Origin of the sequence: Epilithonimonas sp. UC225_85, assembly GCF_042695135.1 — a bacterium.
Classification (GTDB): domain Bacteria; phylum Bacteroidota; class Bacteroidia; order Flavobacteriales; family Weeksellaceae; genus Epilithonimonas.
The window spans coordinates 323,742-336,192 of record NZ_CP170547.1 but is presented as its reverse complement, the minus strand read 5'-3'; the positions used below and the strand labels follow the sequence as shown (position 1 = coordinate 336,192).

Here is a 12,451-nt window from a genome sequence, read left to right as displayed (position 1 = left end):
TCTGTATAAGGTTAAAGTTGATCTGTAGACCTTTCAATTAGATCTGTAAAAAGATTCATTAGATTTGTAAGTCCTTTCATTAGATCTGTAAGAATCTACAGTAAATCTGTAAAAATTAATTTTCACCTGAGATTACATTTTTCTATATTTGTTAAAACACATTTGATATGCAATACGGAAGAGGATCAAAGCGTGGCAAGCTTACACCACACCGAAGTAGTATTATTTTGGATTTAAAACCTATAATGAAGGCAAGGAGCATCGTGCATCCTACTGCATTCCTGTTGAAAATTGGGATCAACCGATTTTCTGCTACCAAACTTCTCAGCGGCAATGCTGTACAAGTCAATTTTCGCCAGCTTACCACCCTTTGCGAGAATCTCAACTGCACACCAAATGACCTTTTTGTAAACCGGGAGATGCAGTTGCCAGCAGACCATCAACTAAACAAACTACAGGATATCAACGCTGAGATATTAGATCCAAGGGATCTTTTTAGGCGCAAAAGCTTAGATGAAATAAGAGATATGCTGAAGGACAAATGATGCATATTGAAGCGCAATTCTGAGGCAATCAGGAATTGCTAACGTCTTTTTATTTCGTAAATTTGTGTTATGCAATTCAAACTTCAATCAGATTACAAACCAACCGGAGATCAGCCGACAGCCATCGAAAAATTGGTAGAGGGCATCAATATTGGCGAAAAATATCAGACCCTTCTCGGTGTTACAGGTTCCGGGAAAACTTTTACAGTGGCGAATGTAGTAGAAAGCGTACAAAGACCAACCATTGTGATGGCGCATAACAAAACATTGGCGGCTCAGCTTTTTATGGAATTCAAAGAGTTCTTTCCGGACAATGCGGTGGAATATTTTGTCAGTTACTATGATTATTACCAGCCGGAAGCCTTCATTGCATCCACCAATACTTATATTGAAAAAGACCTCAGCATCAATGAAGAGGTGGAGAAACTAAGACTTTCTGCTATTGCAAGTCTGCTTTCGGGCAGGCGGGATGTTTTGATCGTTGCTTCGGTTTCGTGTATCTATGGTGTTGGTAATCCTTCAGAATTCCATAAATCATTAATTACGATTCAAAAAAACGAAAAACTCTCCAGAACAAAATTACTTCATTCACTTGTAAGCGCACTTTATTCCCGAGCGTTGAATGAGTTTCAAAGAGGAACTTTCCGGGTAAAAGGTGATGTTATTGATATTTATCCGGCTTATGCAGATTCTGCGATCAGGATTCAGTTTTTTGGTGATGAGATTGAAGCGATTCAGAGCTTTGATCCGGTTTCCGGGAATGTTACCTCCAATTTTGATATCATTAATATCTATCCTGCCAATCTTTTTGTAACAACCCCAGAAACGATGCAGAGTGCCATTCGTCAGATTCAGGATGATATGGTAAAACAAGTGGATTTCTTCCGGGAAATCGAGAAACCTTTGGAAGCCAAACGTCTGGAAGAACGCACAGAACTCGACCTGGAAATGATCCGTGAATTGGGTTATTGTTCCGGAATTGAGAATTATTCCCGTTATATGGATGGTCGTTTGCCGGGATCCAGACCTTTCTGTCTTTTGGATTATTTTCCTAAAGATTTCCTGATGGTGATTGATGAAAGTCACGTGACGATTCCGCAGGTTCATGCCATGTACGGAGGCGACAGAAGCCGGAAAGAAGTTTTGGTAGAACACGGATTCCGGTTACCGGCAGCTATGGACAACCGACCGTTGAAATTCCCTGAGTTTGAGGATATGCAGAACCAGGTGATCTATGTCTCCGCAACACCTGCAGATTACGAGCTGGAAAAATCGGGAGGAACTTATATCGAACAAATCATTCGGCCGACAGGACTTTTGGACCCAATTATTGAAGTTCGCCCGACAATGAATCAAATTGATGACCTGATCGAGGAAATCCATAAAAGAGAAGAGGCGGATGAGCGGGTGCTGGTAACAACTTTAACCAAAAAAATGGCGGAAGAACTGACCAAATATTTCACAAAAGTCGGAATCCGAACAAGATATATCCATTCTGATGTCGAGACTTTGGAAAGGATTCAGATTATGCAGGATCTGCGTTTGGGCTTGTTTGACGTTTTGGTGGGTGTGAATCTTTTGAGAGAAGGATTGGATCTGCCGGAAGTTTCCCTGGTTGCGATTCTGGATGCTGATAAGGAAGGAATGCTGCGTTCCCGAAGATCAATGATCCAGACTGTCGGAAGAGCTGCCAGAAACCTAAACGGCCGCGCCATAATGTATGCCGACAAAATGACAAAATCTATGCAGGCCGCTATTGATGAAACCATCTACCGCCGCGAGAAGCAAATCCAATACAATACAGAACACGGCAAAGTTCCGATGGCACTCAATAAAAAAATCAGTGAAAATCTGGTTGGCAGGAGCAAAGATTTCCCGGACGAAAAATATACGCAAAAAGTTCTTTTGCAGGAAGTTGCAGAAACAAAAGCAAGCTACGGAAGTGCAGATATCGAAAAGATAGTAGAGCAGAAACAAAAAGAAATGGAAGCTGCTGCTAAAAATCTCGATTTTATAAAAGCTGCGAAACTGCGGGATGAGATTCTTGCGTTGAAAAGTTAGTTTTTAAGAAAGAATTTATAGAACTTCAAAATTCTTTTGACTTTTAGTTTGAAAGCTTTTTTCTTAGCAAAATCCACGATTTTATTATAGCAGAAGTCCGAAGTCTGGCCTGATAACTTTGCATATTCGGCGCTGATCAATTTGATGATTTCCAGATCATTTGTCAATCTTTCAAAATTTTGTAATCGTTTGGAAATGGAGATTTCATCATAGAAACTCATCCGGTTGAGGTCTACCAGGAAGAAACGGTATTTTCCGTCAATTTTTTTGATTAAAAAGTTTCCGGAAGCATTATCAATAAAAATAATTCCATTCTCGTGCAGCTGGAAAATCAGCTGAGTATAAGCTTTAATGATTTCTTCCCGGTCTGTAAAAGAATGATCGTAAAGAACATCGCCTAAGGTAAAAACATCTTCCAGTTGTTCACTCACATAATAGCTGGATGTGACACCAATGAAATCATGATTCTCTATATAAGCAATAGGTTTTGGTGTAAAGAAGCCTTTATCGATAAGCATTTGAGCATATTCGTAAGAACGTCTGGATTTTGATTTTCTGTAATATTTATAGACGTGCCTGTTGATGATATTGTGCTGTTTGAACGACTTGAAATTTAACTTTAAATTATCAACAACGAAGAACTTAACGACATTTCTATTTCCGTGACCAACAACAACGCCATCATTTTTAAAATTCTTTAAAATGTTTAAAATGTCGTCTTTGTATCTAGAATACGTTTCTGAAAGAACCAGGTTCATATAATTGTGTTTTATTTTAGAAATTCATTTTTCAGATCTATATTATTCTAAAGACGTTTTAATTAGATTAATTACTTTATCCAGATCGGTTTCGTTTGTGTTTATGGAGAAGCTTTTGTCATTGTAAGGTCCGTAAGCATTCGCGTCTGTTACAGAAAACAGTCCTATTGTCGGGGTATTTACAGAGCTTGAAAGGTGCATTACGCCATTGTCTGCAGCAATGAAAACAGCGGTATTTGCAAGGAATCCGCCCATTTCCCGAATGTCTGTACTATAGAAATTAGGAATTTTAAAGTTCAGTTTAGAAATATTTTCGACTGGCAGGAGTTCAATAATGTTATAATCCGGAAAAGCAGATTTTAGTTTGTCATAAAATGCATTCCACCATTCTTCAGAATAACATTTTGCCCCTGTTGCATTCGTAAAAAGACAGATTGTTTTCTTATTATTCTGAACTATTTTGTATAAATTTTCCTTTCCCGTTTCAATTTCTGCCTTATCTAATTTTATTTTTAAATAAGGGATTTTAGATGTATTTTCCGGATAGCCTAATTCGGTCAGAAATTTTCTGAGATTGTAAATGTTTTTCTTGGCGTCGTGCTGATAATCAGAATATTTTGTTTGAAGTTCATCATCAGAATCACCGAAGAATTTGTAAGTGGAACTTGTAAAAAGAATAGATAATCTGCCTGAAGAAGAACTGGGATTGGCATTAATCGCCAGATCATATTTTCTGAATTTTAACTGAAACCAGCCTTTGATATATTTGCCCAGATTGCTGAATGGTTTCTTAGGCAATTGAATGAATCGGTCTATATTTTCGTAATTTTTATAGATAATTGGTGTCACGCCGCCTTTTACGAAAAGATCGATTTTACTGTTTGGAAAAGTATTCATAACCTCTTGAACCAAAGGTGTTAAAAGCAAAAGATTCCCTAATCTGTGATTGGGTCTGGAGATCAATATTCTCTTGATTTCAACATCTTTATTATGATTAGATCCGGATTGTGACTTGCCAATATTTTTGGTAAGGCTTTGCATAATCCGTTTTCTGATAACATTGATTCTTTTCTTAATTGTCATAAATAGGTTTGTCGAATGAATTTTCCCTTAACTAAAAAACTTAGTTGTAAATTATTTTACAAATTTAAAACTTAAAAGTTGTTTTTTTAGGTTTTTGGTAAGTAGATTCACCACGAATAGGAATTAATAGCTCCATCAATCCGTTAATTTTGATTTCGTAGATCGTGGAAAGCTGCATTCCGAGCTTGCCTTTTGGCATTCCCTGGCTTTGAAACCATTCCAGATAACTGATTGGCAGATCCGCCAATATAGTGTCTTTATATTTTCCGAAAGGCATTCTAACTTCGCAGATTTCTTTCAGGATTTCAGGATTCAAACCTTCCATTTTATATTATCAAGTCAATTTTTTCTTCGAGATCCTTATTGTCATGAGGCAATTGTAAAGAAGGCGGAGAATCTTCGTCAAATTCGTCGCGGTAAACCTGAATCAGTAAAACAGTGATAGACATTAAAATAGGACCAAAAATCAATCCCATAAATCCGAAAATATTCATTCCCAGAATGATACCGAAAACGGTTACTAACGGATGAATATCTTCCAGCTTTTTTAATAATGTAAATCTCAATAAATTATCCGTCAATCCAACGATTACCAGTCCATAAATCAAAACGCCAACGCCGGGACCAGCATTTCCTTCTGCGATCATAAAAATCCCTACAGGAACATAAACAATGGCTGCTCCCACAACAGGAAGCATAGATGCAACAGCCGTTAATGCAAACAGCAGCATCGGACTTGGTGCTCCGAAGATCCAATATCCAATCAATGCAACCACGCCCTGACCAATCGCTACAACAGGAATCCCAATCGCATTTGCAAGAACCAGTTTTCTGAATTTTTCTCCCAGCATTTGTGTATTAGCTCTTTTAAAAGGCATTACTTTCGCCACCATTCTTTCAAAAAAACGTGCTTTTACAAACATGAAATAAAGAATAAAATACATTGAAACAATGACCGTAAATGTGTTAACTGTTGTGCTCAAAGCCTTTGTAGAAAGTGTTCCGGCAAAATTGGTAACTTTAGTAATATTTTCCTTGCTAAGAATATCAAAACCGACTTTCTGATAGATGAATACATGAATCTTCTCTAGGAAAATATTGAATTTCTCCATATAAGCCTGTGCATTTCCTGCTTTTGCAACAAGCATATCAACAATGAAATATACTGGCAGGATAAGGATAATTAGTGACGCTAGCATTAGAACCAATGCTGCTGCCCAGGGTTTCCAGTTTTTTTCTTCAACCAGATAATTATTATATTTTCTGCAGACGATGTATAAAGTAACCGCTCCTAAAACTGAAGGAATGAATAATGCAAGATTCCAGCAAATCAATCCGACTAAAACACATATTATAAGAATTAGAGCTACCTGTTTTATAACAACAGAATCTATTGGTTTACCGGAATCTGACATATTTTATCTATGGTTTAATTTTGTTCAAGTTGTCTTGGCAATGCAACATATGCGCAGTAGGCAGAATACATTGTAGAGTAATAAAACATATAAGTAATTATTATGCCAATACAGCAAGCAAAAAATCCAAGCAAAGAACATAAATAAGCCAACAGATTGATTACTAAAATATCAACATAGTTATTTTTCACAATATCAATAGATCTTTTGAGAGCTTCTATTGCTGATATATTTTGAAATAATAAGAAAGGATAACCGAAAAACAAAAAAGGCATTACAAAAACTGCTGGAATATAGAATAACCAGGAACAGATTCCGCTGACTATGGCGAAAATCAATCCAAACAGGACGATATTCAAAAAATTCTGTTTATAACCAATGAACAAATCTGAAAATTGAATATCTTGCTTTATATTCTTTTTATGAGCAATATAAATCGTCCCTACAACAAGAGGAGAAAAAAGTAAAATATTGAACAAAGAAGCACTCCCTGCAAAAGTTAAAAAAGGCGTTCCGTGATAAAGTTCTCTATAGATATCAGGATTATAACCTCCACCTGAATTTTGGCTCGCATCCATAAAAATCGCCCAGACTCCTGTTAATGATAGTAAAATTGATATAACAATAAAAAATATCAGTCCGGCAACTAAAGGATAAATAAATATATCCTTATAAATTCCAAATGCGTGTGAAATAATGCTTCCAGAGTCTCTGTTAGGAACATTGCCTTTCGACTCGAATTCATTAAAATTTTCCATAGTAGCTTGATTTTAAAGTTTATTACCAAATCTACACAAAAAATTTCTGAATAGAATTAACTCAAAGACAATTATTCGTCAAAATCAGCAATCAGATGCTTGTAAAGCACATAGATCATTGCATTCCAAAAAGGAAATGTTAGAAAAATTCCGAAAAAGAACATAATAAATCCGCAGTAAGAAAATAGAATTGAAACGATTGTAGCAACAAAAATCAAAATAAAATACTTCTGAAAAGTCTGAATACTGATCTGGAAGGACTTCAAAAAATTAAAACCTTTGTAAAAAATCAATGCCGGCACAAACAGCATCATCGGGATCCAAATGAAAGTAAAAATTGAGAGATAATTGTTAATAATGCTCCAAACAAACGAGTAGATCACAAACAAAAAGAAATAATGACCACGAAAACCCGCAAAAAGATCGCTGGTGTTTAATTTTTCTCCAATATCCAATTTTCTGTAAATTTTTAGAAAACCAAGATTAAGAGGAAAGATAACAGCTTTTACAATCAATGCGACAACCGCAAACAGTTTACCGTTTGGTGTTTGCATCAAAACTTCCAGCTTTGTCATAAAACCTTCAAAATCTGAATAAAATAAATTCTGAAACTTCTGGACTTCTTCAAAAAGCCCATAATATCGGAACGCATAAGAATCAGCAAACATGGTTACAGAAAAATAAATCACTGAGAACAGGAACTGAAACGGCAAAGTTCTCATCCAATATTGATAGGCTTCTGTCAGCAATTTTCCGATCTCCGGTTTTGGCGTCGTCATTGTCAAAGTTTTTGCAAAAGTAACTATAATTGTTTTGGAAATTTGTCGCAAAGGCACAAAATGTTTTTTAAACCAAATGTTGTAAGTCGCAAAATTGCTCAACTTTGCAACCTTTGCAACCTTATAGCTTAGTCGGAATATTAAATTGTGCCTTTGCAATACAAATTCCTATTTTTGTTTAATGTTTCAGAATCCTCAATTTCAAATAATGGACGAATTGTCGCAGAGAAAAGAACCTTTCTTTTTCCTGATCGATTTTTTGATGAAAGATATAAAGATTTTTACTGAAAACGAAATTAAAAAAAACAGTTTATTAATTGATTTTCCGAATGTTACAAACATAATTAATGAACACGTAAAAGTTCCTGATTTCAACTGGAAATCCTTCCCGGAAACATTAGAAGATTATCAAAAAGGATTCGAAATTGTTAAGAAAAATATCAGAAAAGGAAATTCTTACCTTACCAATTATACCAGAAAAACGGAAATCAAAACCAGCTTGACTTTAGAAGAAATTTTCCGGTTTTCAAAAGCTAAATATAAAATCCTTGTTCCTAATAAATTTGTGTGTTTTTCACCTGAAACTTTCGTGGAAATCATTGATAATAAAATATTGACGCATCCGATGAAAGGAACCATCGATGCAGAAATTGAAGATGCAGAAAATATTCTGAAGAATGATCCAAAAGAAAAAGCGGAACATTACACGGTTGTCGATTTGTTGAGGAATGATCTGAGTATGGTTGCTGATAATGTGAAAGTTAAAGATTTTCAAAGAATAGATTACCTTAAAACAAAACAGAAAAATCTCCTTGCAATGAGTTCCGAAATCGAGGGTGAAATAAAGCCGGATTTCAAAAATAAAATAGGATCAATCCTTCAAAAATTATTACCGGCAGGATCAATTCTCGGTGCTCCAAAAACAAAAACTTTGGAAATAATATTGGAAGCCGAGCAATATGACAGAGGTTTTTACACCGGAATCAGCGGCTATTTTGATGGGAAAAACCTCGATTCCTGTGTGATGATAAGATTTATTGAAAAAGAAAACGGAAAGTTATTTTTCAAAAGTGGAGGCGGAGTCACGCATCAAAGCGACTTAATCAGTGAATATGAAGAAATGAAAAATAAAATCTATGTCCCGATTTATTGAAAGTATAAAAGTAGAAGATCAGAGGATTTTCCTGGCAGAACTTCATCAGAAAAGGATGAATGAGACATTTTTCCATTTCGGAAAGGAATGTAAGATTGATATTCAAAGTTTGTTCTTAAACCTTGAACACGACGAAGACGGCCTTTACAAATTCCGGATCGAGTATGATTTGCAGAACGATTTCAAAACACAGATTATCCCTTACGCTATTTCGGAACATGATGATTTTGAATTAGTTATTGATAATGAAATTGATTACATTTTCAAATCAGCCGACAGAACTCAATTCCAAAAATTAAAAAATGATAGCGGATCCGACGAAATTATCATCATCAAAGAAAATCAGATCACAGATACTTCGTATTCCAACCTTCTTTTCCTGAAAGATAAAACTTGGTTCACGCCGAAAAGTTATCTCTTGAATGGTGTAATGAGACAAAGTTTATTAGCCTCGAAAAAAATCAAGGAAACCGAAATTACAATTGATAATATCAAAGCGTTTTCTCATTTCCAATTGATTAATGCGCTGAATGATTTTGATGAAATGTTCATTTACCCCATTGAAAAGATCATCAATCTTCCGAAAGAGGAAAGTGATTGGGAGTTTTAATTACTTTAACTCTTCAAAATACTGCTTCAGAATATCCGCATTATTACATTCCGAAGTCATCACCTCCAGGATTTTTGGTTTCGGATTGGGCTTGAAAAAGTTTGGTAAAACACGGTCCAGTGTAATTTCGTCCTCAATCTTTGTATAATCAAAACCGAAATTTTTTGCTAATAACTCTGCATTTCTGTGATGCGTGGTTGCTATAAACTCGTCCAAAGCATTCGTTCCGCTTGGTCCGGGAATGATTTTGAAAATATTTCCTTCGCCATTATTAAAAATCACAATCCTCGTATAAGGCGGAATGTATTGATTCCAAAGACCGTTGATATCGTAGAAAAATGATAAATCTCCAGTGATTAAAATCGTAGGTTCATCTTCCATCATTGCAAACCCCATTGCGGTAGAAGTACAGCCATCTATTCCGCTTGTTCCCCGGTTACAATAAACATCATATTTCCGATATTCAAACAATTGTGCATAGCGGATTGCCGAACTGTTCGAGAAATGAATTTTATAATTCTCGGGAATGTTTTTTGACAGTTGATTGAAAAGATAGAAATCGGAGAATGGTGCCTTGTTCAGATATTCTTCGTGTTTTGCATCTTTTTTATCCTTCAGAACGTCCCAAAGATTGAAGAAAGGACTCGGTTCCAGATTGATGGATTTCAATAATTTGGAGAAGAAGATCTCAGATTTAACTTCAATTTTTTGAGTTAAAGCAAAGTAAGTGTCTGGCTGCCAATATTCATCGATGTGCCAGTGTTGTGAAGGTTTTGCCTTTCTGAGGAATTGTTTTACTCTTTTGGAAACTACATTTTGTCCGATTGTAATTAGCAGATCAGGCGCATACGTTCTGTAATCTTCCTCCGTAAAATCTGTAATATACCGGTCGATGTGAGCGAAGAATTTCTCGTGCCGAAGGTTTGAATTCATCTCTGTCAAAACGACAACCGTATGATTTTTAACCAGTTGAGAAAGTTGTGCTTCCAATTCTGGATTTGGAGCCAATGTTCCGGTAAGAATCATAATTCTCTTTGAAGTGTGCCAGTCTGCAATCAGATTTGACGGGATTTCATAAACTTTTTTCTGAATTGTTTTTTCTAAAGTTGGCAGAACCGGCAACTCATCTACCAAATTATAAAGTGGTTCGTTCAACGGAATATTGATGTGAACCGGACCGCTTTTTTCAATACAGAGCTCAACCGCTTTTTTAATGGTATCAAAGTTATAATCATCTGCGCCGTCTTTTTCATCTTCCAGCAATTCAAAATCGCCATAAGAATGCTGCTGGAAAAGATTTTTCTGACGAATGGTTTGACCGTCAAAAATATCCACAAAATCCGAAGGCCTGTCTGCGCTCAAAACCAAAAGCGGAATATTCTGATAAAACGCTTCTACAACTGCGGGATAATAATTGGTTGCCGCAGAACCGCTTGTACAAGTAATTGCGACAGGTTTCTTGATTGATTTTGAAATTCCCAACCCTACAAAAGCAGCCGATCTTTCGTCCACAATACTGTAACACTGGAACGCATCGATTTCCGAAAAATGGATTGCCAAAGGTGCGTTTCTGGATCCTGGAGAAATAATGATCTTATCGATGCCGTATTGTTCAAGAATATGTGCGAGAATCTGGATGCTTCGTTTTGCGGAATATTGCTTCATTGTAGAAATTTACTGAGAAATAAATCAGTTTGCAAATTTAATCAAAACCTTTAATCAAGATGTTGTATTTTATCGCAAAGGCACAAAAAATATAAACAAATCGATCGTTCTAAGTCGCAAAGATTGCAGAGTGATTTCCAATTTGAGACTTTTACGAAGTTAGAATTAAAAATAATTTGTGACTTTGCGATAAAAATTACTAAAACAATCGCAATTGCTGCGACCTGCTTCCTGTAAAATGTTCGGTTGTAAGACTTGCTCTTTCTTTATTGGCGAAAAATTTCTTCTTCCCGATTTCAAAAGTTTTGTGGATCATTTCTGCGATGTTCCCTTCGCCTTGGTAACGTTGGAAAAAACGTTTTTCACCGAGGTTTCCGCCTCGCATAGATCGGATGAGATTCAGGACTTTATCTTTTCTGTCGGGAAAATGCGTTTCCAGCCATTGGAGAAAAACTGGTTCAACGGTGTCATTCAATCTTACCAAAGTATAACCGCAGCTTTTTGCGCCGGCTTCGGAAACGACTTTCATAATATTCAGACTTTCATCGCTCGTCAATCCTGGGATTACAGGTGCGATCATCACATTCACAGGAATGTTTTTTTCGGACAAAACTTCAATCGCTTTCAGTTTGTTTTTTGCTGTTGATGTTCGTGGTTCCATTACGCGTCGAAGATCTTCATTAATAGTTGGAATACTCATATTAACAGAAATAAGATTTTTGTCAGCCATTTTTTCCAGAATATCAATGTCTCTCATAATCAAAGCATTTTTGGTAATGATGGAAACCGGATGTCTGTAATCCAGACAAACCTGCAGCAATTTTCTGGTGATCTCGAATTGTTTTTCAATCGGCTGATAGCAATCTGTGTTTCCGGAAAGCATAATCGGTTTTGGGATGTAAGATTTTTTCTGAAAAGTTTTCTCCAGAAGTTCGGGTGCATTTTTCTTGACCATCAGTTTCCTTTCAAAATCAACGCCTGCGCTGTAACCCCAGAACTCGTGGGTTGGTCTGGCAAAACAATAGGAGCAGCCGTGCTCACAGCCCTGATATGGATTCATAGAGTAATCCATCGGCAAATCGGGACTTTTTATAATATTAATGATGCTTTTCGGGAAAACTTCTGTGACCTGCGTTTTGATTTTATCCAATTCATAATCTTCCGGCTCGTGAGTGAACCGGTCAAATTTGTTGACGACATTACGTTGAGCGCCTTGCCCTTTTGGGATGAAATCTGACATTTTTGAACAGAAGATCTTTCTTCAAAATTATCATTAGAAAAATAAAATCTCTCTTAAAATTCCGGAAAGTTTTCCACAAAAAAATCCGATTCACTGGAACCGGAAATTTGTATAATAAAAATAGTGTGTGTTATAGAAATGCGTCTAACTCAATACCATCATCCGACGCTGCATAAGGGCGTCTTTTGGAATTACCAAATAACAAATGATGGTCAGAATAGTCGCTGTGGTAAACTCTGTTTCTTAAATATTTTCTCGCTGCCAAAACTCCCAGAACAGCTGCTGTCCCAAAGAGTCCGGCGAATATTATTTCTACGTTTCTCTTCATATAAATTAATAATTATAAATTTTAAAAAGCAAATTGTGTTCCTTTTTTAAGTTTGA

At 36.1% G+C, this 12,451-nt stretch carries 13 protein-coding genes; 4 read left to right on the top strand and 9 right to left on the bottom strand.

Annotated features, from left to right (window positions below; genetic code table 11):
* Positions 1 to 167: 167 nt before the first annotated feature.
* Together ACFJGY_RS01690 and uvrB are read left to right on the top strand one after the other, a co-directional pair.
* Positions 168 to 545 carry a helix-turn-helix domain-containing protein gene (locus ACFJGY_RS01690; protein WP_379967381.1) on the top strand — a complete coding sequence of 126 codons (378 nt, stop codon included), beginning with the start codon at positions 168 to 170 and terminating at the stop codon, positions 543 to 545.
* A 69-nt stretch (positions 546 to 614) separates the two neighbouring features.
* Entirely contained in the window at positions 615 to 2,606 is a 1,992-nt protein-coding gene (gene uvrB, locus ACFJGY_RS01685; protein ID WP_379967378.1) for an excinuclease ABC subunit UvrB, read from the top strand.
* Here uvrB and ACFJGY_RS01680 read toward each other — a convergent pair.
* The 6 genes from ACFJGY_RS01680 to ACFJGY_RS01655 all read right to left on the bottom strand — a co-directional run bounded on the left by ACFJGY_RS01680 (position 2,603) and on the right by ACFJGY_RS01655 (position 7,399).
* Positions 2,603 to 3,364, bottom strand: coding sequence for a lipopolysaccharide kinase InaA family protein (locus tag ACFJGY_RS01680; protein WP_379967375.1), 762 nt, complete (start codon positions 3,362 to 3,364; stop codon positions 2,603 to 2,605). The two genes, uvrB and ACFJGY_RS01680, sit on opposite strands and share 4 nt — an antisense overlap.
* Positions 3,365 to 3,406: 42 nt before the next feature.
* The gene (locus ACFJGY_RS01675) at positions 3,407 to 4,447 is read right to left on the bottom strand and encodes a glycosyltransferase family 9 protein (protein WP_379967372.1); all 1,041 of its coding nucleotides are present in this window, start codon (positions 4,445 to 4,447) and stop codon (positions 3,407 to 3,409) included.
* Positions 4,448 to 4,511: 64 nt separating this feature from the next.
* Positions 4,512 to 4,763: a DUF3820 family protein gene (locus tag ACFJGY_RS01670; RefSeq protein ID WP_379970077.1), complete on the bottom strand. Its 252-nt coding sequence runs from the start codon at positions 4,761 to 4,763 to the stop codon at positions 4,512 to 4,514.
* 10 nt (positions 4,764 to 4,773) lie between these two features.
* On the bottom strand, positions 4,774 to 5,862 hold the full coding sequence (locus tag ACFJGY_RS01665; protein ID WP_379967369.1) for an AI-2E family transporter: 1,089 nt from the start codon (positions 5,860 to 5,862) through the stop codon (positions 4,774 to 4,776).
* A gap of 14 nt (positions 5,863 to 5,876) precedes the next feature.
* Positions 5,877 to 6,620, bottom strand: a complete 744-nt coding sequence (locus ACFJGY_RS01660; protein ID WP_379967366.1) for a hypothetical protein — start codon at positions 6,618 to 6,620, stop codon at positions 5,877 to 5,879.
* A 71-nt stretch (positions 6,621 to 6,691) separates the two neighbouring features.
* Positions 6,692 to 7,399, bottom strand: a complete 708-nt coding sequence (locus tag ACFJGY_RS01655; RefSeq protein WP_379967363.1) for a hypothetical protein — start codon at positions 7,397 to 7,399, stop codon at positions 6,692 to 6,694.
* A gap of 208 nt (positions 7,400 to 7,607) precedes the next feature.
* Here ACFJGY_RS01655 and ACFJGY_RS01650 point away from each other — a divergent pair, with 208 nt between their 5' ends.
* Both ACFJGY_RS01650 and ACFJGY_RS01645 read left to right on the top strand, forming a co-directional pair.
* Positions 7,608 to 8,552: an aminodeoxychorismate synthase component I gene (locus ACFJGY_RS01650; protein ID WP_379967360.1), complete on the top strand. Its 945-nt coding sequence runs from the start codon at positions 7,608 to 7,610 to the stop codon at positions 8,550 to 8,552.
* Complete coding sequence (locus tag ACFJGY_RS01645; protein WP_379967357.1) at positions 8,536 to 9,162, top strand: aminotransferase class IV; 627 nt, start codon at positions 8,536 to 8,538, stop codon at positions 9,160 to 9,162. Before ACFJGY_RS01650 ends, ACFJGY_RS01645 begins: the two co-directional genes overlap by 17 nt.
* On the opposite strand, the gene menD is transcribed toward ACFJGY_RS01645, so the two are convergent.
* The 3 genes from menD to ACFJGY_RS01630 form a co-directional block, all read right to left on the bottom strand.
* Positions 9,163 to 10,827 carry a 2-succinyl-5-enolpyruvyl-6-hydroxy-3-cyclohexene-1-carboxylic-acid synthase gene (gene menD / locus ACFJGY_RS01640; RefSeq protein WP_379967354.1) on the bottom strand — a complete coding sequence of 555 codons (1,665 nt, stop codon included), beginning with the start codon at positions 10,825 to 10,827 and terminating at the stop codon, positions 9,163 to 9,165.
* Positions 10,828 to 11,026: 199 nt separating this feature from the next.
* Positions 11,027 to 12,067 carry a PA0069 family radical SAM protein gene (locus ACFJGY_RS01635; RefSeq protein ID WP_379967351.1) on the bottom strand — a complete coding sequence of 347 codons (1,041 nt, stop codon included), beginning with the start codon at positions 12,065 to 12,067 and terminating at the stop codon, positions 11,027 to 11,029.
* Positions 12,068 to 12,197: 130 nt separating this feature from the next.
* The gene (locus ACFJGY_RS01630; protein ID WP_379967348.1) at positions 12,198 to 12,395 is read right to left on the bottom strand and encodes a hypothetical protein; all 198 of its coding nucleotides are present in this window, start codon (positions 12,393 to 12,395) and stop codon (positions 12,198 to 12,200) included.
* Positions 12,396 to 12,451 lie beyond the last annotated feature (56 nt).